Source organism: Pseudomonas paraglycinae (genome assembly GCF_021601625.1).
Taxonomy (GTDB): domain Bacteria; phylum Pseudomonadota; class Gammaproteobacteria; order Pseudomonadales; family Pseudomonadaceae; genus Aquipseudomonas; species Aquipseudomonas paraglycinae.
In genome coordinates this window covers 82,493-106,902 of record NZ_BQHR01000019.1, presented here as the reverse complement: position 1 = coordinate 106,902, position 24,410 = coordinate 82,493, and the positions used below count along the sequence as shown (strand labels likewise).

At 59.9% G+C, this 24,410-nt stretch carries 24 protein-coding genes and 2 pseudogenes; 10 read left to right on the top strand and 16 right to left on the bottom strand.

Annotation, left to right across the window (positions count from 1 at the left end; all coding sequences use genetic code 11):
- Positions 1-49 precede the first annotated feature (49 nt).
- Complete coding sequence (locus tag L6D82_RS24170) at positions 50-712, bottom strand: LysE family translocator (RefSeq protein ID WP_236191812.1); 663 nt, start codon at positions 710-712, stop codon at positions 50-52.
- Between the two features lie 139 nt (positions 713-851).
- Here L6D82_RS24170 and alaC point away from each other — a divergent pair, with 139 nt between their 5' ends.
- Positions 852-2,063: an alanine transaminase gene (gene alaC / locus L6D82_RS24165; RefSeq protein ID WP_085606535.1), complete on the top strand. Its 1,212-nt coding sequence runs from the start codon at positions 852-854 to the stop codon at positions 2,061-2,063.
- An 89-nt stretch (positions 2,064-2,152) separates the two neighbouring features.
- Here the strand turns inward: alaC and L6D82_RS24160 are convergent, their stop codons facing one another.
- The gene (locus L6D82_RS24160; protein ID WP_102717287.1) at positions 2,153-3,505 is read right to left on the bottom strand and encodes a GntP family permease; all 1,353 of its coding nucleotides are present in this window, start codon (positions 3,503-3,505) and stop codon (positions 2,153-2,155) included.
- 82 nt (positions 3,506-3,587) lie between these two features.
- The gene (locus L6D82_RS24155; RefSeq protein WP_007951121.1) at positions 3,588-4,121 is read right to left on the bottom strand and encodes a gluconokinase; all 534 of its coding nucleotides are present in this window, start codon (positions 4,119-4,121) and stop codon (positions 3,588-3,590) included.
- 216 nt (positions 4,122-4,337) lie between these two features.
- Between L6D82_RS24155 and gntR the strand changes: the two genes are divergently transcribed.
- Positions 4,338-5,369 carry an HTH-type transcriptional regulator GntR gene (gntR, locus tag L6D82_RS24150; protein ID WP_039766142.1) on the top strand — a complete coding sequence of 344 codons (1,032 nt, stop codon included), beginning with the start codon at positions 4,338-4,340 and terminating at the stop codon, positions 5,367-5,369.
- Positions 5,370-5,420: 51 nt separating this feature from the next.
- Here the strand turns inward: gntR and L6D82_RS24145 are convergent, their stop codons facing one another.
- Positions 5,421-6,293 carry a LysR family transcriptional regulator gene (locus L6D82_RS24145; RefSeq protein ID WP_102717286.1) on the bottom strand — a complete coding sequence of 291 codons (873 nt, stop codon included), beginning with the start codon at positions 6,291-6,293 and terminating at the stop codon, positions 5,421-5,423.
- 121 nt (positions 6,294-6,414) lie between these two features.
- Here L6D82_RS24145 and L6D82_RS24140 point away from each other — a divergent pair, with 121 nt between their 5' ends.
- The 3 genes from L6D82_RS24140 to L6D82_RS24130 all read left to right on the top strand — a co-directional run bounded on the left by L6D82_RS24140 (position 6,415) and on the right by L6D82_RS24130 (position 9,123).
- Entirely contained in the window at positions 6,415-6,855 is a 441-nt protein-coding gene (locus L6D82_RS24140) for a PACE efflux transporter (protein ID WP_102687278.1), read from the top strand.
- A gap of 125 nt (positions 6,856-6,980) precedes the next feature.
- Positions 6,981-8,402, top strand: coding sequence for an MFS transporter (locus L6D82_RS24135; RefSeq protein ID WP_007951130.1), 1,422 nt, complete (start codon positions 6,981-6,983; stop codon positions 8,400-8,402).
- A gap of 154 nt (positions 8,403-8,556) precedes the next feature.
- On the top strand, positions 8,557-9,123 hold the full coding sequence (locus L6D82_RS24130) for a hypothetical protein (RefSeq protein WP_236191811.1): 567 nt from the start codon (positions 8,557-8,559) through the stop codon (positions 9,121-9,123).
- A gap of 73 nt (positions 9,124-9,196) precedes the next feature.
- Here the strand turns inward: L6D82_RS24130 and L6D82_RS28770 are convergent.
- The 6 genes and pseudogenes from L6D82_RS28770 to L6D82_RS24105 all read right to left on the bottom strand — a co-directional run.
- A pseudogene (locus L6D82_RS28770) lies at positions 9,197-9,625 on the bottom strand (methyl-accepting chemotaxis protein); the annotation flags it as partial.
- A gap of 120 nt (positions 9,626-9,745) precedes the next feature.
- Positions 9,746-10,516: pseudogene (locus tag L6D82_RS28765) on the bottom strand (PAS domain-containing protein); the annotation flags it as partial.
- A gap of 589 nt (positions 10,517-11,105) precedes the next feature.
- Complete coding sequence (locus L6D82_RS24120; RefSeq protein WP_085745170.1) at positions 11,106-12,119, bottom strand: ABC transporter substrate-binding protein; 1,014 nt, start codon at positions 12,117-12,119, stop codon at positions 11,106-11,108.
- Positions 12,116-12,661 carry a sigma-70 family RNA polymerase sigma factor gene (locus L6D82_RS24115; protein WP_085745171.1) on the bottom strand — a complete coding sequence of 182 codons (546 nt, stop codon included), beginning with the start codon at positions 12,659-12,661 and terminating at the stop codon, positions 12,116-12,118. The genes L6D82_RS24120 and L6D82_RS24115 overlap by 4 nt, the downstream gene beginning before the upstream one ends.
- Before the next feature lie 127 nt (positions 12,662-12,788).
- On the bottom strand, positions 12,789-13,580 hold the full coding sequence (locus tag L6D82_RS24110) for a phosphate/phosphite/phosphonate ABC transporter substrate-binding protein (RefSeq protein WP_085745172.1): 792 nt from the start codon (positions 13,578-13,580) through the stop codon (positions 12,789-12,791).
- Positions 13,581-13,587: 7 nt separating this feature from the next.
- Positions 13,588-14,529 (bottom strand): fatty acid desaturase, encoded by a 942-nt coding sequence (locus L6D82_RS24105; protein ID WP_236191809.1) that lies wholly within the window; start codon positions 14,527-14,529, stop codon positions 13,588-13,590.
- 337 nt (positions 14,530-14,866) lie between these two features.
- Here L6D82_RS24105 and L6D82_RS24100 point away from each other — a divergent pair, with 337 nt between their 5' ends.
- Positions 14,867-15,286 carry a GNAT family N-acetyltransferase gene (locus L6D82_RS24100; RefSeq protein ID WP_236191808.1) on the top strand — a complete coding sequence of 140 codons (420 nt, stop codon included), beginning with the start codon at positions 14,867-14,869 and terminating at the stop codon, positions 15,284-15,286.
- On the opposite strand, the gene def is transcribed toward L6D82_RS24100, so the two are convergent.
- From def to L6D82_RS24085, 3 genes are all read right to left on the bottom strand, one after another.
- Positions 15,287-15,826 carry a peptide deformylase gene (def, locus tag L6D82_RS24095; protein ID WP_007951144.1) on the bottom strand — a complete coding sequence of 180 codons (540 nt, stop codon included), beginning with the start codon at positions 15,824-15,826 and terminating at the stop codon, positions 15,287-15,289. It abuts the gene before it with no gap.
- Positions 15,827-15,828: 2 nt separating this feature from the next.
- On the bottom strand, positions 15,829-16,779 hold the full coding sequence (locus L6D82_RS24090; RefSeq protein ID WP_039766115.1) for a YihY/virulence factor BrkB family protein: 951 nt from the start codon (positions 16,777-16,779) through the stop codon (positions 15,829-15,831).
- 177 nt (positions 16,780-16,956) lie between these two features.
- The gene (locus tag L6D82_RS24085; RefSeq protein WP_102687273.1) at positions 16,957-17,148 is read right to left on the bottom strand and encodes a CsbD family protein; all 192 of its coding nucleotides are present in this window, start codon (positions 17,146-17,148) and stop codon (positions 16,957-16,959) included.
- Positions 17,149-17,345: 197 nt separating this feature from the next.
- Between L6D82_RS24085 and L6D82_RS24080 the strand changes: the two genes are divergently transcribed.
- Positions 17,346-17,723 carry a hypothetical protein gene (locus tag L6D82_RS24080; RefSeq protein ID WP_007951149.1) on the top strand — a complete coding sequence of 126 codons (378 nt, stop codon included), beginning with the start codon at positions 17,346-17,348 and terminating at the stop codon, positions 17,721-17,723.
- A 238-nt stretch (positions 17,724-17,961) separates the two neighbouring features.
- Here L6D82_RS24080 and fadD1 read toward each other — a convergent pair whose 3' ends face one another.
- A complete protein-coding gene (fadD1, locus tag L6D82_RS24075) occupies positions 17,962-19,659 on the bottom strand; it encodes a long-chain-fatty-acid--CoA ligase FadD1 (protein WP_064598913.1) in 1,698 nt (565 codons plus the stop codon).
- A gap of 347 nt (positions 19,660-20,006) precedes the next feature.
- The gene (fadD2, locus tag L6D82_RS24070) at positions 20,007-21,695 is read right to left on the bottom strand and encodes a long-chain-fatty-acid--CoA ligase FadD2 (protein WP_236191807.1); all 1,689 of its coding nucleotides are present in this window, start codon (positions 21,693-21,695) and stop codon (positions 20,007-20,009) included.
- A gap of 248 nt (positions 21,696-21,943) precedes the next feature.
- Between fadD2 and L6D82_RS24065 the strand changes: the two genes are divergently transcribed.
- On the top strand, positions 21,944-22,888 hold the full coding sequence (locus L6D82_RS24065; protein ID WP_221533973.1) for an alpha/beta hydrolase: 945 nt from the start codon (positions 21,944-21,946) through the stop codon (positions 22,886-22,888).
- A gap of 42 nt (positions 22,889-22,930) precedes the next feature.
- Positions 22,931-23,401, top strand: a complete 471-nt coding sequence (locus tag L6D82_RS24060) for a MaoC family dehydratase (RefSeq protein ID WP_003227420.1) — start codon at positions 22,931-22,933, stop codon at positions 23,399-23,401.
- Positions 23,402-23,470: 69 nt separating this feature from the next.
- Here the strand turns inward: L6D82_RS24060 and L6D82_RS24055 are convergent, their stop codons facing one another.
- Positions 23,471-23,938, bottom strand: coding sequence for a PA2169 family four-helix-bundle protein (locus L6D82_RS24055; protein ID WP_007951153.1), 468 nt, complete (start codon positions 23,936-23,938; stop codon positions 23,471-23,473).
- Positions 23,939-24,143: 205 nt separating this feature from the next.
- Here L6D82_RS24055 and L6D82_RS24050 point away from each other — a divergent pair, with 205 nt between their 5' ends.
- Positions 24,144-24,380, top strand: coding sequence for a DUF3820 family protein (locus tag L6D82_RS24050; protein ID WP_003213031.1), 237 nt, complete (start codon positions 24,144-24,146; stop codon positions 24,378-24,380).
- The last annotated feature ends 30 nt before the right edge of the window (positions 24,381-24,410 follow it).

The following is a 24,410-nucleotide window of genomic DNA, read 5'->3' as shown; positions in this document are numbered from 1 at the left end:
AAAAAGTGGGTTCGGCTGGGAGTATAGAAGCCAAACCCGATTCGCACATTTACAGCGTATGCAGGGCCTCGGCGGCGCCGGAACCGACGAACTCGTTATAACCGGATACGATCACGTAGACCGCTAAATAGCAGAAGATCGCTGCAGATGCCATGTAGGAATAGCGCAGGAGTTTGTCGCCCAGCAACTTGCCGCCATGGCTCGCGGCGAAGCACAGGCCTGCCGACCACAACAGCCCGGCGCACAGGAAGCCGCCGAGGAACAGCGCCGAGCTCAAAGGACCGCCGCCGCCGGAACGGGCGATCAACGTGCCGCCCACTGCCGCGAACCAGAGGATGGCGCTGGGTGACGACATGGCGAGAAAGATCCCACGGAAGAATTCCTTGCGATGGGAGTTCTGGCCGACCTCGGCGATCGCCGCCAGTTGCGCCTCGTGGTGGATCGCCGAATAGATCATCTTCGCCGCGAAGTAGATCAACAGCGCTGAACCGCCGATCCACAGCACCCAGCGCACGGTTTCGTATTGCAGCAGAACGGTCATCCCGGCCAGCGCCAGCACCGCGTAGATCAGGTCGCCGACGCAGGTGCCGAGACCCAGTGCGAAGCCCTGAAAATAGCCGCGCTGCATCGCCAGGGTGATCATCGCGATGTTGGCCACGCCGATATCCAGGCACAGCGAAAGGCTCAACAAAAAGCCGCTGGTGAATTCCATTAACCGTTTTCCTTGGGAAAAAATTGTTGTCGTGCACGCTGGACAGTCTGCCATCGCTGCCCTTATCGTCCGCCACAGGTCACCGCAGTGACCAGCGTCGCTCGGACGGTTCCGGGCGCTTACGTTATCCGAGGCAACAATGGCTGAACAAGGTTCGCCGCGCCGCTTTGCGCGCATAGATCGACTCCCCCCTTACGTTTTCAACATCACCGCCGAGCTGAAGATGGCCGCCCGACGTCGTGGCGAAGACATCATCGACTTGAGCATGGGCAACCCCGACGGCGCCACGCCGCCGCACATCGTTGAAAAACTGGTGCAGGTTGCACAACGCGAAGACACCCACGGTTACTCCACGTCCAAGGGCATTCCGCGCCTGCGTCGGGCGATTTCCAACTGGTACAAGGAACGCTACGAGGTCGAGATCGACCCGGAAAGCGAAGCCATCGTCACCATCGGTTCCAAGGAAGGCCTGGCGCACTTGATGCTGGCGACCCTGGATCAGGGCGACACGGTACTGGTGCCTAACCCGAGCTACCCGATTCACATCTACGGTGCCGTGATTGCCGGCGCCCAGGTGCGGTCGGTGCCGCTGGTGCCGGGCGTGGACTTCTTCGCCGAGCTGGAACGGGCGATTCGCGGCTCGATCCCGAAACCGAAGATGATGATCCTCGGCTTCCCGTCCAACCCGACCGCGCAGTGCGTGGAACTCGATTTCTTCGAGCGGGTGATTGCTCTCGCCAAACAGTACGACGTGCTGGTGGTGCACGACCTGGCTTACGCCGACATCGTCTACGACGGCTGGAAAGCCCCGTCGATCATGCAGGTGCCGGGTGCCAAGGACATCGCGGTGGAGTTCTTCACCCTGTCCAAGAGCTACAACATGGCGGGCTGGCGCATCGGCTTCATGGTCGGCAACCCGGAACTGGTCAGCGCTTTGGCGCGGATCAAGAGCTACCACGACTACGGCACGTTCACCCCGCTGCAGGTGGCCGCGATTGCTGCGCTGGAAGGTGATCAGCAGTGCGTACGCGACATCGCCGAGCAATATCGCCAGCGCCGCAACGTACTGGTCAAAGGCCTGCATGAACTGGGCTGGATGGTCGAGAACCCGAAAGCTTCGATGTACGTCTGGGCGAAGATTCCCGAAGCCTACGCGCACCTCGGCTCGCTGGAATTCGCCAAGAAGCTGCTGGCCGAGGCCAAGGTCTGCGTCTCGCCGGGTGTCGGCTTTGGTGAGTACGGCGACGATCACGTGCGCTTTGCGCTGATCGAAAACCAGGACCGGATTCGCCAGGCAGTACGCGGGATTCGCGGGATGTTCCGCGCGGATGGCCTCGTGACCAAATCCTGAGGTGATGATCGTTCCCACGCGGAGCGTGGGAACGATCCAGGCACAAAAAAACCGCATCGCTGCGGTTTTTTTGTGTCTGGCGTTCGAGGTTAAACGAACAGCGACAGCAACAGAATAAAGCCCAAACCCACCACCGACAGGATGGTTTCCATCGCCGTCCAGGTCTTGAAGGTCTCGGCCACGGTCATGTTGAAGTACTGCTTCACCAGCCAGAAACCGGCATCGTTGACGTGGGACAGGATCAGCGAGCCAGCACCGGTGGCCAGCACCAGCAACTCACGGTTCACGCCCGGAATCATCCCCACCACCGGCACCACAATGCCCGCTCCCGTGATGGTCGCCACGGTGGCCGAACCGGTCGCGATGCGGATCACCGCTGCCACCAGCCACGCCAGCAGGATCGGCGAGATCTGCGCGCTGACCGCCATGTGGCCGATCACGTCGCCCACGCCGCTGGTCACCAGCATCTGCTTGAAGCCGCCGCCGGCACCGATGATCAGGATGATCGCGGCAGTCGGCGCCAGGCTCGCGTCGAGCCATTTGAGCATCTGCTGAGAACCGATGCCCTGCTTGTAGCCGAAGGTGTACAGCGACAGTAGCAATGCCAGCAACAGTGCCGAGATCGGGTGACCGATCATGTCCATCCAGGTGCGGAAGAAATGACCGTCCGGCAGCGCCACGTCGGCGAAGGTTTTCAGCAGCATCAGGAACACCGGCAGCAGCACGGTGACCAGGGTGATGCCGAAACTTGGCAGATCCTGCGAGTCCGACTCACGGGCAAGTTGATCGACCAGTTCCTGATTTGGCGTACCGGGAATGTGCTTGGCGATGAACGTACCGAAGATCGGACCGGCAATGATGGCGGTCGGCAGCGCGACGATCAGACCGTACAGAATGGTCTTGCCGATGTCGGCACCGAACACGCCGATGGCCAGCAGCGGGCCCGGGTGCGGCGGCACCAGGCCGTGCACGGCGGACAGGCCGGCGAGCAGCGGGATACCGATCTTGATGATCGACACACCGGTGCGGCGAGCCACGATGAACACCAGCGGAATCAGCAGCACGAAGCCGATTTCGAAGAACAGCGGAATGCCCACCAGGAACGCGGCGAACATCATCGCCCACTGAACCTTGTCCTTGCCAAAGGCGCGGATCAGGGTCTGGGCGATCTGATCGGCACCGCCGGATTCGGCCATCATCTTGCCGAGCATCGTACCCAGCGCAAGGATGATGCCGACGAAACCGAGCACGCCACCGAAGCCGTCCTGGAACGCCTTGATGATGGTGCCGATCGGCATGCCGGACGTCAGGCCGAGGAACGCAGCGGCGATGGTCAGGGCAATGAAGGGATGGAGCTTGAACTTGGTGATCAGGACGATAAGCCCGATCACCGTGACTACTGCATCGAGCAGCAGATAGGCGTCATGGGACATGCCAAACATTGGGGGTGTCTCCTGGTTTGTTGTTGTTATTAAAGCGGGTTAATCAGAAGTCGAAAGGACAGCGCTATCTTCGCAATCACACTCATACCGCCTGTTTCAGGCCATGGGCCTGCCACCAGACGTGGGCTTGCGACGCCAGTTCTTCAACGCTGTGGATCGAAGCATTCAGGGCCAGGGTCAACGGCTCGCCCTTGGGCGATTCGAGGGTGGCGAACTGGCTTTCGATCAAAGTGGCTGGCATGAAATGGCCCGGACGGTGGGACACACGTTCGGCGGCCACTTCAGGCGTCAATTCGAGGAACACGAAGCCCAGGCCCGGCAAGGCGCTGCGCAGACGTTCGCGGTAAATGTGTTTGAGGGCCGAGCAGGTCAGCACCGGGCGTTCGCCCAGGGCATCGACGCGACGCAGTTCATCGCACAGGCTGTCGAGCCAGCCGGCACGGTCTTCGTCATTCAGGGGGATCCCCGCGCTCATCTTTTCGATGTTCGCGGCCGGATGGAAAGTATCGCCTTCAATGGCAGTGGCGCCGCTCAATTGGCACAGGGCCTCGCTGACGCACGTCTTGCCGCAACCGGCAACGCCCATGATGACCAGGGCGGTGATGGGATGATTCATGTAACACCTCAGCGCGCAGACAGCGCTACCTTTGCTAGCTATGACTCTAGTGCACAGGCAGAAGTTGCCGACGCCTTCTTGTCGTTTTTTTGGGTTGCAGCAGGTTTTGTCGGTACGCCAAAAAGCGAGGATCAGGCAGGACCTCGCTTACGCATTTGCAGCTGCATAAGGACAGCGCTACCTTAGTGCCTTGATTTTTGTTTGGCAAGCCGCCCGATGACCACCCCTAAAAACGATAAAAACACCCGCACCACCGGCCGTCCCACCCTCAATGAAGTCGCCCGTCTGGCCGGCGTCAGCCCGATTACCGCCTCGCGCGCCCTGCGTGGGGTCAGCACGGTTGCCACCGAACTGGTGGAGAAAGTCCAGAAAGCCGCGCTGGAACTCAACTATGTGGTCAACCCCGCCGCCCGCGCTCTGGCCTCGGCCCAGAGCCATTCGGTGGTGGTTCTGGTGCCTTCGCTGTCCAACCTGTTGTTCATCGACACCCTGGAAGCCATTCATCGGGTACTGACGCCCAAAGGTTTCGAGGTGCTGATCGGCAACTTCCACTATTCCCGCGATGAAGAAGAAAACCTGCTGCGCAACTACATGGCCTATCAGCCACGCGGTTTGCTGCTCACCGGCTTCGACCGCACTGAAAGCTCGCGGCGGATGATCGAGGCCAGCAACATTCCCTGCGTGTACATGATGGAGCTGGACAGCGCGGCCGGGGTGAACTGCGTCGGTTTCTCCCAGCTCAGCGCCGGGGAAACGGCTGCCGAACATTTGCTGTCCCGTGGCCGCAAGCGTCTGGCGTACATCGGCGCGCAGCTCGATCAGCGCACCCTGCTGCGTGGCGAAGGCTTTCGCAAAGCGCTACAGAAGGCCGGTCGCTACGACCCGGATCTGGAAGTGCTGACCCCGCGTTCATCGTCCGTGGGCCTGGGCGGCGAGTTGTTCCTGCAACTGCTGGCGGCGCATCCGGATGTCGATGCGATCTTCTTCGGTAACGACGACCTGGCTCAGGGCGCCCTGCTCGAAGCGCTGCGCAACGGGATCAGGATCCCCGAGCAAGTGGCGATCCTCGGCTTCAACGACCTGCCGATGTCGGAACACATGGTGCCGCGCCTGAGCAGCATCAACACGCCCCGCGAAGCGATCGGCAAGCGAGCGGCGGAGCAGATGCTGACGCTGATGGCCGGCAATAGCGTGGCGCGGCCGGTCGAAGACATGGGGTTCGAGCTGAAGATTCGCGAGAGCACCTGACCCCGCACGGCAATAACCTGTTGATCGTTCCCACGCAGAGCGTGGGAACGATCACCGGCCGAGTATTTCAACAAGCGCCAGCGCCCCCTTCTGCAACGGCTGGCTCTTGAGCCACACCGCGTGCACCGGCAGCACCAGGCCGTTTTCGATATTGCGGAAGTTCAACCGTTTCAGCCGTCCGCTATCGAGCCACGGCTGCACCACCGACAGCGGAAAATTGCCCCAGCCCAACCCAGCCTCGACCATTTCCAGTGCTGTCTCCAGATTGTCGGTGCGCCAGTGGGATTCGGCCACCAGCGGCCGGGTTTCGCTGATCGGCAAGTCGCGGCTGCCGACGACGATCTGCCGCACATGCACCAGGTCCTCAAGAAACAGATCCTGCCCCTGCAACAACGGGCTGTCCGCCGCCAGCGTGGCGATCATCCGCTCACTGCCGACAAACTGAAAACGCTCCAGCACATTCACGCTTAACCCGGCGAACGCCAGACACACGCTGACCCGGCCACTATGGAGCATCGCCAGCACATCATCCTGCGGCGCGGTCAGCACTTCGATGTAGAGCAGTGGATGACGCTCGCTGAGATCCTTGATCGCCGTCAGCAACCGTCGGCGATCGATATCCGCCGCCACGCCAATCGACAATTTGCTCTCAAGCCCCAGCGACAACTGCACCGCATGCACCTGCAATTGCTTGAGCTGATCGGCGATCAACCGAGCATGGGGCACCAGCGACAGCGCCATTGCCGTGGGTTGCGGTTCGCGGTGACTGCGATCAAACAGCGAGTAACCGAGTTCCGCCTCCAGATTGCCGATGGCCATGCTCACCGCCGACGGGACTCTGCCCAATGCCCTCGCAGCGGCGGAAAACGAGCCGCGTTCGATCACGGCGAGAAACAGCTCGATGCTTTCACTGTTGAAATTCACTTCGCACACCTATCAATAAAACTGAAAGCTACTGACTTTTTCTGTCATCTATATTGAAGCTATCTTTCGTCGCCTTCGCCAGTCCCATTGGCCACAAGTCGCAAGAAAGAGGCAATTCCCCATGCAAGGCGTCAAACGCAAACTGGTCTATGTGTCGCTCTATGAAGTGATCGGCATGACCTTCTCGGCCCTCGGCCTCGCCCTGTTGTCCGGCACATCGCCCGGCAGCACCGGTCCGCTGGCGGTGATCATCACCACCATCGCCGTGACCTGGAACTTCATCTACACCTCGCTGTTCGAGCGCTGGGAAAGCCGCCAGGTGTCACGCACCCGCACGGTGAAACGGCGCATCGCCCACGCCGTCGGGTTCCAGCTGACGCTGATCGTATTCCTGATTCCGCTGATCGCGTGGTGGATGAACATCAGTCTGGTGCAGGCCTTTTTGCTGGATCTGGCGCTGATCGTGTTCATCCCTTGCTACACCTTCGCGTTCAACTGGCTGTTCGACCGGGTATTCGGCTTGCCAGCGTCTGCGCTGCCCGATCCGGCGCCCGCGACATAAATCGTTAATTGGTAAGCGGATATTGCAAGAAATCGGCGGTTTTACCGCGCCAACCACCGATATAAACAATCCTTGATTTCCGATAGCCGGCTAAGCTTTTCCATCAATAAAAAATGGATCAGCCCATGACTGCACACGCCCCCGCCGCGCAACGCGACGGTATCGACCCGATACGCGCCGCCGAGATTTCCGCCCGCATCGACCGCCTTCCGGCCGTCGCCACGATCTGGCGGCTGGTGGCGCTGCTGTCGATCGGTGGTTTCTTCGAACTCTACGACCTGTTCCAGACCGCCTATATCAGCCCCGGCCTGATCCGCGACGGCATCTTCGCCACCGGCAATCAGGGCGTGTTCGGTTTCTCCGATCAGGCTGCGTTCGCCTCGGCGACGTTCCTCGGTTTGTTTCTCGGCGCCAGCCTGCTGAGCCCGATGGCGGATCGGTTCGGGCGGCGCGCGATCTTCACCTTCGCGCTGGTTTGGTACACCGTGGCCACGGTGCTGATGGGCGTGCAGAGTTCGGCACTGGGGATCATCTGCATGCGTTTTCTGGTGGGCATCGGCCTCGGCATCGAACTGGTAACCATCGACGCCTATCTCTCGGAACTGGTGCCCAAACGCATGCGCAGTTCGGCGTTTGCCTTCGCGTTTTTCGTGCAGTTCCTGTCGGTGCCGGCGGTGGCGTTGATGTCCTGGTGGCTGGTGCCGCAGGCGCCGTTCGGGGTGTCCGGCTGGCGTTGGGTGGTGTTGGCGAGCGCGGTGTTTGCGCTGTTCATCTGGTGGCTGCGCAAGCGTCTGCCGGAGTCGCCGCGCTGGCTGGCCCAGCATGGCCGCTTTGATGAGGCCAACCGGATTCTCGACGGCATCGAGGCACGCTGCGAGAAAGATCACCGCCAGCCACTGGACGCGCCGGAAGCGGTAGCCGTCGATGTCGAAGGTAAGGGCCGTTTCGCCGATATCTGGCAACCGCCCTATCGCCGCCGCGCGTTGATGCTGATTGTCTTTCACATCTTCCAGGCCATCGGTTTCTTCGGCTTCGGCAACTGGCTGCCGGCGCTGCTTTCCGGTCAGGGCGTCAGCGTCACTCACAGCCTGATGTACGCGTTCATCATCACCCTCGCTTACCCGCTTGGGCCGTTGCTGTTCGTCAAATTCGCCAACCGCTTCGAGAACAAGTGGCAGATCGTCGGCTCGGCACTCGGTGCCATGACCTTCGGCACCTTGTTCGCGTTGCAGACCAGCGCCTTCGGCCTGATTTTCTGCGGTGTGATGATCACCTTCTGCAACGCCTGGCTGAGCTTCAGTTATCACTCCTATCAGAGCGAACTGTTCCCCACCAACATCCGCGCCCGGGCGGTGGGCTTCTGTTACTCGTTCAGTCGTTTGTCGACGGTGTTCAGCAGCCTGTTGATCGGTCTGTTCCTCGATCACTTCGGCACGCCGGGCGTATTGGCGTTCATCGTCGCCAGCATGCTGATCGTGATGCTGACCATCGGCTACTTCGGCCCTCGCACCCGTAACCTGGCGCTGGAAAACATCGCCCATCGCTGACGGACAACGGTCATCCTCTGCCGCCCTCCGGCAAGGGATGACCGCTTCATCGGGTTATGCTTGAACCCAAACAACTGAAATAAAATGACTTTTTCGAAAGGCACGGTATTTGCTGGCGTAGGACTGACAGTCATTACCTACAGGTCCTTTCATCATGTTGGTCAGTGCAAAACAACAGCAACTCATCCACCTGCCCAAGCATCTGAATGACGATGCAACCACCACCGCAGCGGCCGGTCTGCAAGGCGGACTGCATGGCGCGATGCTGCAGACCCTGCAAAACCAGGCCCAGGCGCAAACCGCCGAAGCCACCGTCAAAGTGCAAGAATCGGCCACCCAACTGGCGACCCAGCAAGTCAGCGAAGCCACACGCATCAGCGACAATGTCGACGAAGCGTTCGCCAAGACCCGAGTCGCCCTGCAAACCTCCGATACTTCGCAGACCAAATCCACAGGCTCATCGGCCCTGGACGAGTTCAAGGACTACATGAGCAAAACGCCGGAACAGCGTCTGCGCGACAGTATCCTCAAGGAGATGGGCCTGACCGAAGACGACATCAAAGCCATGCCGCCGGAGAAACAACTGGCCATCGGCAAAGAGATCGCCGAACGCCTGCAAGACAAGATGAAGCTGGCCGAAGCGGAGAAGCAGAACAAGCAAGACGCCAACTCGGCGAAGATCAGCGACGAGTCGGCAGACAAGTTCCTCGCTTCGCTCTGACCCGCATCACGCTGCGCAGCGGCGCAATAAAAAAGGATCCCCACGGGGATCCTTTTTTTCAGCCGTGAAACCGTCAATTCAACTGCAACGTCTCGTTGAATTGACTGATCGCATCCACCACATGCCGCGAGCCCTGCTGAATCTCCCGGATCGCGTCGCCCGCCTCGTTCGCCAGTTCCACCCCGAGCCCGGTGCGGCTCAGGCTCGACTGCATGCTCGACACTGCGCTCAATGACAACTCGTGGTTCTTGCGCACCACGTCGACGATCTCCAGGGTCGCTTGGCTGGTCCGCGCCGCGAGGCTGCGAACCTCGTCCGCCACCACCGCAAAACCACGCCCGTGCTCGCCCGCCCGCGCCGCCTCGATGGCCGCGTTGAGCGCCAGCAGGTTGGTCTGGTCGGCGATCCCGCGAATGGTCTGAACGATGGTGCCGATGATGTCCGACTGCTTGCTGACTGCATCGATGCTCAGCGCCGCTTCGTTGAGGTCGCGGGAAATGTCCTGAATGATCTGCACCGTTTGCTGCACGACCTGTGAGCCTTTTTGCGCGCAGGCGTCGTTTTGTACCGAAGTGCTGTGGGCCGATTCCGCAGCGGTCTGCAAGGTGGTCATCTGGTGAGTGATGTCGCTGGCGAACTTCACCACTTTGTACAACCGGCCCTTGGCGTCGAACAGCGGGTTGTACGAGGCTTCGAGGTAAACGGTCTGACCGGACTTGTTCTTGCGCTCGAAGCGGTGCGAGTGATATTCGCCGCGATTGAGCGATGCCCAGAAGGCCTTGTATTGCGCAGACTCGGCTTCAACCCGGTGACAGAACAGACTGTGGTGATGACCGACGATTTCGTTGAGCGAGTACTGCATGGTCTTGAGGAAGTTGTCGTTGGCCGTGATCACATTGCCTTCCGGAGTGAACTCGATCACTGCCATCGACCGGCCGATGGCAGCGAGCATGCTTTCTTCTTCCTTTTCCTTGTTCACGCGCGCCGTTATGTCCGACGCCACTTTGATCACACTGCGGACCTGTTTGTCCGGGCCATACACCGGCATGTAACTGGCTTCGAGCCAGATCTCCCGACCGCTTTTGTTCAAGCGCAGGAAAGTCCCGCTGATGGGTTCGCCACGGGCCAGGTCACGCCACAACTTGGCGTATTCCTCGCTGCGATAAAATTCTTCTTCACAAAAAATCCGGTGATGTTTGCCACGCACTTCTTCGGCGCTGTAGCCCATGGTCTTGCAGAAGTTGTCATTGGCATCCAGCACGATGCCCTCGGGGGTGAATTCGATCATTGCCATCGAACGGCTGATCGCCTCCAACTTGGCGTTGGCTTCGGTCAGGGCACAACTGAAACGTTCGATTTCCTGCAGATCAGCCTTGTGATGTAGGTTGAACATGTCTCGATCACCTTCCGCGCGTTCTTTTGATTTGATGAAAGTTCAGGTCTTTCAGAATCCACCACTACGTTCCACAGAACAGGCACACGCCTTCCTCCACGGGAGGAAGTTGTCAGGTGATAAACGATGATTAATCGGAGAGTCCATGCGACGACGCTCTAATCAAGACATCCTTCTCTTGATAGCCCGCGGGCGGGCCATTCCTAACATGCAGAAGAACTTCCATTTAAAAAACAGCTCCTTGTCGGTCAAGTGTCGGTGCCTTGGATTGCGCACTCTGGCAGCTTTGAGATCGGTAACCGCTAGCGGTCGTAGCGCATTGGATGGCGTTCGACATAGTTAGTTATGAATGAGCATAGACAGCACGAAGCCTTGCGCAAGGCCACTAGTCGGCCAGTACTGAGGGAATTCGGACAGGAAGCGGACGAGAAACGGTTCAGCGCAAAAAAGTTTTGTCTGGTCGAACGCCATCGCGGGCAAGCCACGCTCCCACAGGTACCACGCAGGCTTGAACATCGCGCAGAACCTTGTGGGAGCGGGATTGCCCGCGATGGTATCGGTGCAGCACTACAGAAATATCAGAAACGAACTACAGACTCCCGCTCACCTTGTTTGCCACATCACCCGGCACCCAAGGCTTCCACACTTGCGGCTGATCGCGCAGGAACGCCTCGGCCACCTGCCGTGGTTGCTGGCGTTTCTCGCTCATCCCGGCCAGGGTCTGGTTCAGCAGATCGATCGGCAAATCGACTTTCTCAAAGAACGTCACCAGCTCCGGATACTGCGCCTTGAACGGCGCCGACACGCCAATCGCCAGGCTCGCCGGCATCGAGCGGGTGCCTTTCGGGTTGGGGTTGTTGGCGTCGGCCAGGGTTTTCCAGGCTTCGGCGTCGAACGGCGGCTCTTCCAGCTTCACCAGTTTGAAGCGACCGAGCAGTGGCGTCGGCGACCAGTAGTAGAACAGCACCGGTTTGCCGCGCTTGATCGACGACGCCACCTCGGCATCCAGCGCCGCGCCGGAGCCGGTGCGGAAGTTGACGAAGGTGTCGTTCAGCGCATACGCCTTGAGCTTCTGGCTGTTGACGATTTCCGAGGTCCAGCCGGTCGGGCTGTTGAGGAAGCGCCCACGGCTCGGGTCTTCCGGGTCCTTGAACACATCCTTGTAGCGCGGCAGGTCGGCCACCGATTTCAGCTCCGGTGCCAGCGGTTTGATCCCGCGCTCGGGATCGCCCTTGATCACGTACTCCGGCACCCACCAACCCTCGGTGGCGCCCTTCACCGTGTCACCGAGGCCGAACACTTTGCCCTCGGCGGCAGCCTTGACCCACGCCGGACTGCGCCCGGCCCACTCTTCGCCGATCACTTGAATATCGTTTTTCGCCAGCGCCGCTTCCAGGCTGACGGTGCTGCCCGGCAGCGTGTCCGTCGGGTAGCCGTAGCCTTTTTCGACGATCAGGCGCAGCACTTCGGTGATGAAGCTGCCGCTTTCCCAGGTGATGTCGCCGAAGTGGATCGGCGCGGTTTTTTCCGCTGCCACGACGTGCCCGGCAGTCAGGGTCAGGGCCAGCAGCGAACTGCCGAGCAGGGTTTTGATCGATCTCATGCGGACCTCTTGTTCTGGGAGGAAATCAGGGTTTGGTTGGCGCTATGGCGGTTGCACAGGGCCTGGGAACGGGTCATGTACAGGCTCACCGAACGCTGGGAGATGCCCAGTTCGGCAGCGATTTGCGGGTAGGTCAGGCCGTCGATGCGCGCCAGCAGAAAGGTCGAGCGCACCTTGCCTGGCAGGCGCCGGAGTGTCCGGTCCAGGTGCTTGAGGCTCTGCGACAGGTCGGCGAGTTCTTCGGGAGACGGCGCGTGATCGAGGTCACCTTGTTGCAGTTGGTGCAGATGCCGACGCTCCAGATCGCCCCGCCGCCAGCGCTCATACAGCAGACGTTGGGCGATGGTGGTGAGCAAGGCGCGGGGTTCGCGGATGGCGGTCAGGCCGGGGGCTTCGAGCAGTTGCGCGAAGGTTTCGGCGGCGATGTCTTCGGCCGTGGCCGCATCATTCGATTGCCGACGCAGACGTGTGCACAACCACTGGTAGTGGTCGCGAAACAACGTGTTCACATGATTGCGATGGGATGAGTCGGCGCCGGACATGGGGGCTCCTTGGTAAAGGGTCGCTGAATGTCCGGTCGTCCGGTGGCGCGATCCTAGCAAGGTGCCTTATGCGTTAAAAATACTTAAAAAGAATTTTTATATTCCATTAGTGAATTACAAGAAGTCGCTAACGCAAGCGGCCATAACCCAGTTCTTCGGCCTCGCGCTGGTAATCCAGCAAGACGAGGTAATCGCTTTCGCTGGCGGGCAATACTTCGGGCAAACCGAGGGTGCGGGCCACATCGGGCAGGTCTTGAAGACTGCGGTTCATGGCCCGGCGCAGGTGTTCGATCTGTCCGTCAGTCGTGCTGGCCGAAGTGATGAAGGGCAATGTCGGACTGAACGCGCTGCGCGCTACCACTCGCAATCCGCTGACCTCTTCGGCGGCGTACTGCGCCAGGTACGCAAAGGTCACGCTGTCGATGGCCGCCAGATCGGCACGGTCTTCGCGCAACCAAAGCAGGCTTTCGCGGTGACCGCCACTGATGCCGACCGAGGCGAAAAACTGGCCGTCCCGGTGCAACGGCGCCAGACGCTGACGCAACAGGTTCATGCCGCTGTTGGAGTCTTCGCTGTTGATCACCCCGCGACTGTCGAAGAACTCCGCCAGGCTGCGGCGTGGATCATCGGCGCGGGCGAGGATCAGGCTGCAATGATTGCCGGCGCTGGCGTCCGGCAATTCGTAGCGCGGACGGCCGACAATCCTCACCTGCCCACGCAGCGCGGTCATCAGCGGATAGCCGCAGGTCTGGGTCAGCAGCAACTCAGGCGAGCGCCAGAGTTCGAGCAACGACTGACCGTCGGCATCAAGCCGCGAACGGCCGAGGTGTTCAAGGATCCGCGCCAGCCACTGCTCGTTCGCCGCGCGGATCGGCTCGGGTGCGATGTACATCAACAGCTCTGCGTAACCTGACGTCATGGTCGCCTCAAATAAACGGATGCTGCGGGCTGTCGATCGGCTTGATGCCGTGCCGGCGCCACAGTTGCCCATAACCTTGCACCAGAAATCCGCCGCTGCGCGCCACCCATTGTTCCCGGCGCATGCGGTAGGCCTCGGGCAAGTCGTACCACGAAAGCTTCGGCAAATCGTGGTGCACCAGATGGAAATTCAGGTTCAGGAACAGCCAGCGCCACGGCCATCCGGCTTCGTTGAGCACCGTGCGCTGCTCCGGTTGCGTGTGCGGCCGGTGTTCATAGTAGGAGCGGATCATCGCGATCGACAGCGCCGGCACGCTGATCAAAAACAGGTAATGCCAGATCGGCAACACGCTGTAGCGGGCGATGAAAAACAGCATCAGCACGGTCAGGGCGCCGTGGGTCAGCCACATCAGCCAGGCCTGGCGTTCACGGTTTTTCAGGCGTTGCAGTTCTTCGCCGGCCAGCGCCAGCAACGCCAGCGGCGCGCCAAGAATGAAGCGGCCCAATACGGTTTTGTTCAGCCAGTGCAGGCTGCGTTCGAACAGCGAACTGCCCTGCCAGCGTTCGGCGCTCAGATAACGGCTTTCGGGATCGACGCCGGGAATCGTCAGGTCCTCATCGCGATGGTGCTGCAAATGGCTGTCGCGATAGAGCGTGTACGGATACCACACCGCGAATGGTGCATAGCCGAGGACTTTGTTGACGAAGGTCCAGCGCGTCGGATGTCCGTGGAGCAATTCGTGCTGAGCCGACAGCCACAACACCAGCAACGGAATCAGCAGCAGCGTGCTCCACCAGAGGCCAAGCCATTCGCTGCCCAGCACAATCGCAAACCAGCCGCCGTACACGCCGACCAGCAGCAGCCAGGTCGGCCACTCGGTGCGGGCGGTGAAGCGCTGGCGCAGGGTTTCGATTTGCTGACGATGCTGATCGTCAAAGTAATGGGCCATGGCGTTGCTCGGAAAAGGAGTCCATTCCTTCTGTGCAACGACAACGGAAATTCTTGCAGTTTATTTTTTCAGTCTGTTTTCAAGGACAAGACAGGAGCCCGGATCCGGGCTCCCGAACGGCGTGATCAATGGCCAAAGATGTCGACTTTCTTCGCCCTTTTCTCGTGGCGTTTTTCGATGGCGGTCTTGGCCGGTTTCTTCTTCGCGGCTTTCTTCGAATCCATACCTTTGGACATGATGCGTACTCCACTCAGAGGGGATGTGAGATCAGGTATACACCTATCCCGGCGGGCACGTTGTTTTATAATCCGCGGCTTTTGCACCGGCAGTCCGATTCATGACCGACATCCGTTACAGCCAGCTCGACGACCTGTCCTGGCCCTTGATGAACAAGTTCTACCGCCAGCATCAATCGTCGATGAAAGCGGTGCGCGAGGCGCAATTGTGGGTGGCGCGGCGGGAGGAAATCGTGGCGGCGCTGTGTCTGCGACCGGTGTTCGGCGGGCATTGGCTGACCGGACTGTTTGTTGATCCGGCCTACCGTGAGCAAGGCATCGCCGCGCAGTTGATTGCCGAAGCAGTGAAGGGTGTCGAGGCGCCGGTATGGCTGTTCTGCCACCCGGACTTGCGCGGTTTCTACGAGCGGCGCGGCTTCACTTTCGACCCCGCCCTGCCCCAAGCCATGGCCGAGCGCTTGAGCCGTTATGCGCGGAGCAAGCCGATGATTGCCATGGAGCTGGCACCGCGCGCGGACTAGTCAGTCATCGGCGTTGGGATCGAGGTCCGGGAACATCACTTCGGTGAAACCGAACTTGCTGAAATCGGTAATGCGCGACGGGTACAGCCGCCCAATCAGGTGATCGCACTCATGCTGCACCACCCGCGCATGGAATCCCGAGGCCACACGCACAATCGGCTCGCCCTTCGGATCCACGCCTTCGTAACGAATCTGCTGATAACGATCCACCGCGCCCCGCAGGCCAGGCACCGACAGGCAGCCCTCAAAACCCTCTTCCATCAGCGGACTGAGCGGCGTGATCAGCGGGTTGATCAGGATCGTCTGCGGCACCGCTTCGGCGTCCGGGTAGCGTTCGCTGTGCTCGAAACCGAAGATCACCAGTTGCAGGTCGACACCGATCTGCGGCGCGGCCAGGCCGACCCCGCCGACGCTTTCCATGGTCTGGAACATGTCGTCGATCAGTTGCCATAGTTCCGGGCTGTCGAGCATTTCGGCGGGCACTGGCGGGGCGATGCGCAGCAGGCGTTCGTCGCCCATCTTCAGGATTTCACGGATCATGATCAGGCTTCGTCAGTGTTCGGCTTGAGCGAGTGATCGCGCCCTAGGCCGGAAACGTGTTGTTTGGGATGTTCATCGAGTTCGCCGGGGACTTTCTCGCCCGAATCCTTGCCCTCGCTGGACATATGTTCGATTACCGCATTCATCTCCGCGCCGAGCAGCAACACGGCGGCGGAAATGTAGAAATACAGCAACAGCACGATGATCGCACCGATGCTGCCATACATGGCGTTGTAGTTGGCGAATGTCTTGACGTAGAACGCGAACCCCAGGGACGCGATGATCCACACCACCACCGCCAGCACCGAACCCGGGGTGATGAAGCGAAACTCCTGTTTGACGTCTGGCATCACGTAGTAGATCAGCGCCACGGCCACCATCATCAGGATCACGATCACCGGCCAGCGGGCGATCGTCCACAAGGTGACGATGACTTCTTCCAGCCCGACCTGCGCGGCGATCCAGCCCATCACCTGCGGCCCGAGCACCATCAGCGCCGCGGCCACCAGCAACATGCCGGCGATGCCGACGGTGTAGATGATCGACAGCGGGAAGCGCTTCCACAGGGGCCGGCCCTCGACCACGTCGTAGGCGGCGTTCATCGCGCTCATCATCAGGCGCACGCCGGCGGACGCGGTGTACAGGGCGATGACGATACCCACCGAAAGCAGGCCGCCCTTGGATTGCTGCAACTGATCGATCACCGGGTTGACCTGCTCCAGCGCCTGGGGCGGCAACACCAGCTCCGATTGCAGGCGCAACCAGGAGAAGAAGTCCGGCAGGTGCAGGAAACCGATCAGGGCAATAAGAAACAGAATGAACGGGAACAGCGAGAACAGCATCTGGTAGGCCAGTGCCGAGGCATAGGTCGACATCTCGTCGTCGACGAATTCAGTGACCGTGCGCACCATCACCCGGTGCAGGGGCAGACCTTTCATGTCGGGAAAAATCATTCGCGTCTCCTTTCGCCGCAAAACAGGTTGAAGTCGTGGCGACTCAGGGGCCGTTTTTCTCTCATCAAAGTAGCTTACTTGGCGACTTTGAAACACTGTGATCCGTGACCGCATATGAACGGGACACGAAAACGGCCATCCTTGGATGGCCGCTTCGTTGTTTCGTTCAAGGCTCTATCAAGCCTTGTCGACGCCTTTCTTGACCGCGTCCTTGGCTTTGCCCACCGCTTGCTGGGCCTCGCCTTTCTTCTCTTGCACTTTGCCTTCGGCCTGCAGTTTGGTGTTGTCGGTGGCTTTGCCGACACCTTGCTTGATGTTGCCGACGGCTTCGTTGGCCATGCCTTTCACTTTATCGCTCGTGCTACCCATGGTGATTCTCCTTGGAACATTAACGGGGAAAGTCAGTACGTAATGATTGACTGGCCCGGTTTGCGCCAAGTTTCATTTATTTTCACGGCTTCATTTCGTCGCGGCGTGCAGGTTGGGCTTTATGTTTGCGAGCGTACCCCCGAGAATGCCCACCATAAGGGCGCCATGCGCCACAGAACCGATCCCGCAGGAATGTTATGAAACTCGATAAAAAGCAGGCCATCGCCCGTCGCAACCAGGAACTGGGCGGTGCCGTGCTCGGCACCAACAACTGCCACTTCGCCGAACTGAACCGCAACCGCAACATCTGGTGGTTCGACTTGCCGGTGTCGCGCCTGGCCATCGGTCAGTACGAGTGGATTCACCTGTTGATGCACACCCCGGCCACCGACGAACTGCTGCACCTGAAAGTGCCGACCGTGTTCCTGCGCGAAAAGCTCGAAGGCCTGGTGATCCGCAATGAAGGCAAACGCAAGGCAGCCCTGAGCCTGGAACTGAGCGCCGACAAGGACTCGTACCTGCAGGACATGCGTCCGGCGGGCACCAATGTGAACTTCGCGCCGTTCCGCCAGTAAGATTTCGGGGGCCCCTCCCCCCTCACCCTAGCCCTCTCCCAGAGGGAGAGGGGACCGACCGAGGTGATTGGACAAGGTACGTCGACCTGAGATATCGAGCCGAACTCGGGTTTTGAACAGCCCCCCCGATCGGCTCCCTCTCCCTCGGGAGAGGGCTGGGGTGAGGGGCAGGTTCACCGCATAATCCAGGCCCTGCTCTGCACCAACAAAAAGCCCCGCATCTGCGGGGCTTTCTGTTTTATGCGGCGCTTTTCGCCTTGATCTTCTTCAGCTCTTCGTCGCGCAGTTCGCGACGCAGGATCTTGCCGACGTTGGTGGTCGGCAACGCATCGCGGAACTCAACGGAACGCGGCACCTTGTAGCCGGTGACATTGGCGCGCATGTGCTCCATCACCTGTTCCTTGGTCAGCGTGACACCCGGTTTGGCGACGATGAAGATCTTGATCGCCTCGCCGGACTTCTCGTCCGGAACGCCGATGGCTGCGCACTGCAACACGCCCGGCAGGGCCGCCAGCACGTCTTCCAGTTCGTTCGGATACACGTTGAAACCGGACACCAGAATCATGTCTTTCTTGCGATCGACGATGCGCATGTAGCCGTCCGGCTGGATCAGCGCGATGTCACCGGTTTTCAGCCAGCCTTCGCTGTCGAGCATTTCATCGGTGGCTTCCTGACGCTGCCAGTAACCCTTCATCACTTGCGGGCCCTTGACGCACAGCTCGCCGATTTCGCCCAGCGGCTGCTCGACACCGGCATCGTCGATGACTTTGCACAGGGTCGACGGCACCGGAATGCCGATGGTGCCGATCTGGATGTTCTGGATCGGGTTGACCGTGGCCACCGGGCTGGTTTCGGTCATGCCGTAACCCTCGCAGATCGGGCAACCGGTGACCGCTTTCCAGCGCTCGGCCGCGGCCAGTTGCAGGGCCATGCCGCCGGACAGGGTGACTTTCAGCGCCGAGAAATCCAGCTTGCGGAAACCTTCGTTGTTGCACAGGGCCACGAACAGCGTGTTGAGGCCAACGAAGCCACTGAACTTCCACTTCGACAGTTCCTTGACCATCGCCGGCAGGTCGCGCGGGTTGCTGATCAGGATGTTGTGGTTGCCGATCAGCATCATCGCCATGCAATGAAAGGTGAACGCATAGATGTGGTACAGCGGCAGCGGGGTGATCAGGATCTCGCAACCTTCATTGAGGTTGGAGCCCATCAGCGCCTTGCACTGCAGCATGTTGGCGACGAGGTTGCGATGGGTGAGCATCGCGCCCTTGGCCACGCCGGTGGTGCCGCCGGTGTATTGCAGCACCGCGACGTCGCCGCTGTCCGGGTTGGCTTCGGCGACCGGCTGGCCCTGGCCCTTGCTCAGCACGTCGTTGAACTTGACGGCTTTTGGCAGGTGATAGGCCGGAACCATTTTCTTCACGTACTTGATGACGCTGTTGATCAGCAGGCGCTTGATCGGCGGCAGCAGGTCGGCGACTTCGGTGACGATGACGTGCTTGACGCCGGTTTTCGGCACCACGGCTTCGGCCAGGTGCGCCATGTTCGCCAGGCACACCAGCGCCTTGGCACCGGAGTCGTTGAATTGGTGTTCCATTTCCCGCGCGGTATACAGCGGGTTGGTGTTGACCACGATCAGCCCGGCGCGAATGGCACCGAAGACGGCGACCGGGTACTGCAACACATTAGGCAGTTGCACGGCGATTCGATCACCGGGCTGCAAATCGGTATGCTGTTGCAGATAAGCGGCAAACGCACCGGACAACTCGTACAGTTCACCGTAGGTGATGGTCTTGCCCAGGTTGCTGAACGCCGGTTTGTCGGCGAAGCGTTGGCAGGATTGCTTCAACACTGCCTGAATATTCGGGTACTCGTCTGGATTGATGTCGGCAGCAATTCCAGCGGGGTACTTATCCTTCCAAAAGTCTTCGATCATGGAAGCCCACTCCTCAGCAACGCGAATTCAGCACCGCATTTGATGCGATTATTATTGGTGTTTGTTTATTGGTGAGTCTGGCTTTTTACAAGGCCGAGAAGTCACAAAGCGCGCCGAGAGTAGCAGCTTTGCCAAGGGTCGACTAGAGCCAAAAGCGGCCCCTACAGTCATTTTAATGACTCAAGAACTACTGGCAGTCATTTTAGAGCAAAAATCCTATAACACCTTGAAAGTCCCGGTTTTCGGGGACAACGTCGCGGATAGAAAGCAAAAATCGCAGCCTCCCGCAGCTTGAGGTAGCCGCCAGAGACTGCGATCTTTCGTGCTCAACGGGTACGCATCACCGATCAGGCGATATCGCGCAACTCTCTGCGCAGGATTTTCCCGACGGGCGTCATCGGCAACGACTCACGCAGCACGATGTGTTTCGGCACCTTGTACGCCGTGAAATTCTCTTTGCAGTAAGCCTTCAGCTCTTCCAGGCTCACCCCGGTTTCCCGCGCCACCACAAACAGCTTCACCGCCTCACCGGAACGCTCATCCGGCACGCCGATCACTGCGCAGTTGGCGACTTTCGGGTGAGCCATCACCACATCTTCGATTTCGTTCGGGTACACGTTGAAACCCGAGACGATGATCATGTCCTTCTTGCGGTCGACGATGCGCACGAAACCGTCCGGGTCGATTACCGCGATGTCGCCGGACTTGAACCAGCCCTCGGCATCCAGCACTTCGGCGGTGGCCTCGGGCTTGTTCCAGTAGCCCTTCATGATCTGCGGGCCCTTGATGCACAACTCGCCGCGCTCGCCCAGCGGCTGCTCGACGCCGTCGTCATTGATGACTTTCAAGCGGGTGCCCGGCACTGGCAGGCCGACCGTGCCGATCCGCGACAGCTCGCCGTACGGGTTGGTGCAGGCCACCGGCGAGGTTTCGGTCAGACCGTAGCCTTCGGTGATCCGGCAACCGGTGATCTGCTCCCAGCGCTCGGCGGTGGCCTTGACCAGCGCGGTGCCGCCGGAGTTGGTGAGCTTGAGGGTGGAGAAGTCCAGTGTCTTGAAGTCCGGGTGATCCATCAACGCGACGAACAGGGTGTTGAGCCCCAGCAGCGCCGAGAACTTCCAGTTCTTCAGCTCCTTGATGAAGCCGCCGATGTCACGCGGGTTGGTGATCAGTACGTTGTGATTGCCCGACACCATCATGCACATGCAATTCGCGGTGAACGCATAGATGTGGTAGAGCGGCAGCGGCGCGATCATCACCTCCTGCCCTTCGCGCAACAACGGCTGGCCGTCGCTGCCGAACTGACCGAGACAGGCACGCACCTGCTGCATGTTCGCCACCAGATTGCCGTGGGTGAGCATCGCGCCCTTGGCCAGGCCGGTGGTGCCGCCGGTGTATTGCAGAACGGCGATGTCATCCAGGCCGACCTTCAACGGCTTGATGCCCAGGCCCCGGCCCATGCGCAACGCGCTCTTGAAGGAAATCGCCTGGGGCAGCGAATACGCCGGGACCATTTTCTTCACTTTGCTGACCACGGTGTTGACCAGCCAGCCCTTGGCGGTGGGCATCAGGTCGCCCATCTTCGCTTCGATCAAGTACTGGATGTCGGTGTCCGGCAGCACTTCCTGAACCTTCTGACCGAACATGTTCAGGTACACCAGCGCCCGGGCGCCGGAGTCCTTGAACTGGTGACGCATCTCCCGCGCGGTGTACAGCGGGTTGGTGTTGACCACGATCAGCCCGGCACGCAAGGCGCCGAACACGGCAATCGGATAATGCAGGACGTTGGGCATCTGCACCGCGATGCGATCCCCCGGCACCAGGTCGGTGTGGGCTTGCAGATAACCGGCGAACGCGGCGCTCTGGCGCTCCAGCTCGGCATAGGTCAGGGTCACGCCCATGTTGCTGAACGCCGGGCGATCAGCGAATTTCTTGCAGGAACGCTCGAACACCTCGATCACCGACTTGAACTCACCCGCGTCGATGTCCAGGGGTACGCCCGCCGGGCGTTTGTCATTCCAGAAATCAGGTTGCATTGTTCTTGTCCTCTTTACCTGAGCCGATCCGGGGCCGCTTCGCTGTCATTTCTTTCTGTCCCTGAAAAAGTCGAGAGCAAAAAGCGGGGCTTCACGGACACTAGCAGCTATGGTCAATCAGGCAAATATGGGCAAGGTCGTCATTGATCGTGTGAATCTTCCTGCCGTGGCATGAGCTGATCGGACGCGCTATACAATGCAACCTCTGCACGACGCTTGAGCAAAAACAGGCCGCAAAAGGAATCGCCATGATCCACGACACCTTCTGGCTGGACGCGAGTGACCGCAGCCGCCTCTACGTCAACCTGTGGCTGCCGAACGCGCCGCTGAAGGCGGTGATTCTGCTGGCCCACGGCATGGCAGAACACAGTGCCCGCTATGCAAGGCTGGCAGAAGCATTCTGTGCTGAAGGCTACGGCGTGTACGCGCCCGACCAGCGCGGCCATGGCAAAACCGCCGATCATGGGACGCTGGGGCATTTCGCCGATGACGATGGCTGGTGCAAGGTGGTCGGTGATCTGGCCAGCCTCAACCAGCACATCGGCCAGCGCCATCCGGGGGTGCCGATCGTGCTGCTCGGGCACAGCATGGGCAGCTACATCGCCCAGGCTTATCTGCTGCATCACAGCGCCAGCCTGCATGGCGCGATTCTCAGTGGCTCGAATTTCCAGCCGGTTGCGCTGTATCGCGCGGCCCGGCAGATCGCCCGGTTCGAAAAGCTGCGCCAGGGCGCCAAGGGTCGCAGCGCGCTGATCGAATGGCTGTCGTTCGGCTCGTTCAACAATAAATTCAAACCGGCGCGCACCGCGTTTGACTGGCTGAGTCGCGACCCGGCCGAGGTCGACAAGTACGCCACCGACCCGCTGTGTGGCTTTCGCTGCACAAATCAACTATGGATCGACTTGCTCGGCGGGTTGCAGCAAATCAGCAAAGCGTCCAATCTCGCCCAGATCGATCCGGGCCTGCCGCTGCTGGTGATCGGCGGCGAATGTGATCCGGTGAGCGAAGGCAAGCGTCTGACTGATCTGGCCAACGCCTTGCGCGCGGCCGGCAGCCAGAACCTGCAACTCAAGATCTACCCGCAGGCGCGGCACGAATTGTTCAACGAGAGCAACCGCGACGAAGTGACCGCCGATGTGCTGGTCTGGATCGACCAGGCCCTGAGCCATCGCCGGCCGCACCGCAGCGAATAATTTTTTGTGGATTCATTTCATCCGTCACAGGAATTCAGACCCATGACCCAGGTTACCAATATCCCTTACGAAGCCCTCGAAGTGGGCCAGACCGCGAGCTACAGCAAGACTGTCGAGGAACGCGACATTCAGCTGTTCGCCGCGATGTCCGGCGACCATAACCCGGTGCACCTGGACGCCGAGTTCGCCGCCGCCAGCATGTTCAAGGAACGCATCGCCCACGGCATGTTCAGCGGCGCGCTGATCAGTGCGGCAGTGGCTTGCGAGCTGCCAGGACCGGGCACCATTTATATCGGCCAGCAGATGAGCTTCCAGAAGCCGGTGAAGATCGGCGACACCCTGACCGTGCGCCTGGAAATCCTCGAGAAACTGCCGAAGTTCCGCGTGCGCATCGCCACTCGCGTATTCAACCAGCGCGATGAGCTGGTAGTAGATGGCGAGGCCGAAATTCTGGCGCCGCGCAAGCAGCAGACTGTTACCCTGCCGACGTTGCCGGCCATCAGCATCGGCTGATCGTCCTCGGTTAAATCCGGACACAAAAAAACGCCAGACCAGCTGGCGTTTTTTGTGGGCTTCGAACGCTTACGAGCGTGCGCGAGCCTGGTTACGCAGCGCCTTCACCTGATCGTGATTGCGTTGTACGCCGTGGTACTGGCGTTCGACCAGATCACGAATGCCGACCAGGTTGTGCTTGTTGATCTTCTCGATCGCTTCACGATAAGCCTTCAGGGCGTGGTCTTCACCGCGCTCGGCTTCGTTGAGCACCGCTTCTTCATCTTTGCCGGTGAACATCGCTTTGACGTCGACCCAGCGACGGTGCAAATCACCGCTGACACTGGTCGAGGTTTCCGGATCGCCACCCATCGAACGCACCGCGGCTTGCAGCTCGGCCGCAGCCGTTGCGCAATCGGCGGAGCGTTTCACGAACAGGGTTTTCAGCTCTGGGTGCTTGATGTCTTCAGCGCAGGTCTTGAAGCCTTCCTGACCGTCCTTGCTGGTTTCGATCAGGTCGTTGAGGACGGAGATGGCTTCTTTATTCATGTCAGTCATTTTTCAATTCCTTGCGTGGGTGAAAGATGCAAGGAGTATTGCAGTGGTCATGCCAGCTTTTCGAAAAGAAATTAATCGTTAATTTTCAATAACTTATAAATAAAACGAAAATCTGTATGCCTGTTATTTGCATGATCTGTCATTTGGCCTGCATGCAGAATGCCTGTATTTTCCGAAGTGTTTTCAAAGCCAGACGATTCCAACGATGAACCCTGAAAAGCTCGAACTGCTGATCACCCGCGAAATGCCCTTCGGCAAATACAAGGGCCGGATCATTGCCGACCTGCCGGGCCCCTACCTGAACTGGTTTGCCCGGGAAGGATTTCCCCATGGCGAACTGGGCGGGCTGTTGGCATTGATGCAGGAAATCGATCACAACGGCCTGTCGGAACTGCTCGAACCGCTGCGCGCCAAACACGGCAAACCTGCCCCACGCCACTAAGGCGTCACCCTGATCCGAGTCGAGTCGACC

Coding starts and splice junctions, on each gene's coding strand:
- L6D82_RS24170 (WP_236191812.1), bottom strand. CDS start 712: ATGGAATTCACCAGCGGCTTTTTGTTGAGCCTTTCGCTGTGCCTGGAT.
- alaC (WP_085606535.1), top strand. CDS start 852: ATGGCTGAACAAGGTTCGCCGCGCCGCTTTGCGCGCATAGATCGACTC.
- L6D82_RS24160 (WP_102717287.1), bottom strand. CDS start 3,505: ATGTTTGGCATGTCCCATGACGCCTATCTGCTGCTCGATGCAGTAGTC.
- L6D82_RS24155 (WP_007951121.1), bottom strand. CDS start 4,121: ATGAATCATCCCATCACCGCCCTGGTCATCATGGGCGTTGCCGGTTGC.
- gntR (WP_039766142.1), top strand. CDS start 4,338: ATGACCACCCCTAAAAACGATAAAAACACCCGCACCACCGGCCGTCCC.
- L6D82_RS24140 (WP_102687278.1), top strand. CDS start 6,415: ATGCAAGGCGTCAAACGCAAACTGGTCTATGTGTCGCTCTATGAAGTG.
- L6D82_RS24135 (WP_007951130.1), top strand. CDS start 6,981: ATGACTGCACACGCCCCCGCCGCGCAACGCGACGGTATCGACCCGATA.
- L6D82_RS24130 (WP_236191811.1), top strand. CDS start 8,557: ATGTTGGTCAGTGCAAAACAACAGCAACTCATCCACCTGCCCAAGCAT.
- L6D82_RS24120 (WP_085745170.1), bottom strand. CDS start 12,119: ATGAGATCGATCAAAACCCTGCTCGGCAGTTCGCTGCTGGCCCTGACC.
- L6D82_RS24115 (WP_085745171.1), bottom strand. CDS start 12,661: ATGTCCGGCGCCGACTCATCCCATCGCAATCATGTGAACACGTTGTTT.
- L6D82_RS24110 (WP_085745172.1), bottom strand. CDS start 13,580: ATGACGTCAGGTTACGCAGAGCTGTTGATGTACATCGCACCCGAGCCG.
- L6D82_RS24105 (WP_236191809.1), bottom strand. CDS start 14,529: ATGGCCCATTACTTTGACGATCAGCATCGTCAGCAAATCGAAACCCTG.
- L6D82_RS24100 (WP_236191808.1), top strand. CDS start 14,867: ATGACCGACATCCGTTACAGCCAGCTCGACGACCTGTCCTGGCCCTTG.
- def (WP_007951144.1), bottom strand. CDS start 15,826: ATGATCCGTGAAATCCTGAAGATGGGCGACGAACGCCTGCTGCGCATC.
- L6D82_RS24090 (WP_039766115.1), bottom strand. CDS start 16,779: ATGATTTTTCCCGACATGAAAGGTCTGCCCCTGCACCGGGTGATGGTG.
- L6D82_RS24085 (WP_102687273.1), bottom strand. CDS start 17,148: ATGGGTAGCACGAGCGATAAAGTGAAAGGCATGGCCAACGAAGCCGTC.
- L6D82_RS24080 (WP_007951149.1), top strand. CDS start 17,346: ATGAAACTCGATAAAAAGCAGGCCATCGCCCGTCGCAACCAGGAACTG.
- fadD1 (WP_064598913.1), bottom strand. CDS start 19,659: ATGATCGAAGACTTTTGGAAGGATAAGTACCCCGCTGGAATTGCTGCC.
- fadD2 (WP_236191807.1), bottom strand. CDS start 21,695: ATGCAACCTGATTTCTGGAATGACAAACGCCCGGCGGGCGTACCCCTG.
- L6D82_RS24065 (WP_221533973.1), top strand. CDS start 21,944: ATGATCCACGACACCTTCTGGCTGGACGCGAGTGACCGCAGCCGCCTC.
- L6D82_RS24060 (WP_003227420.1), top strand. CDS start 22,931: ATGACCCAGGTTACCAATATCCCTTACGAAGCCCTCGAAGTGGGCCAG.
- L6D82_RS24055 (WP_007951153.1), bottom strand. CDS start 23,938: ATGACTGACATGAATAAAGAAGCCATCTCCGTCCTCAACGACCTGATC.
- L6D82_RS24050 (WP_003213031.1), top strand. CDS start 24,144: ATGAACCCTGAAAAGCTCGAACTGCTGATCACCCGCGAAATGCCCTTC.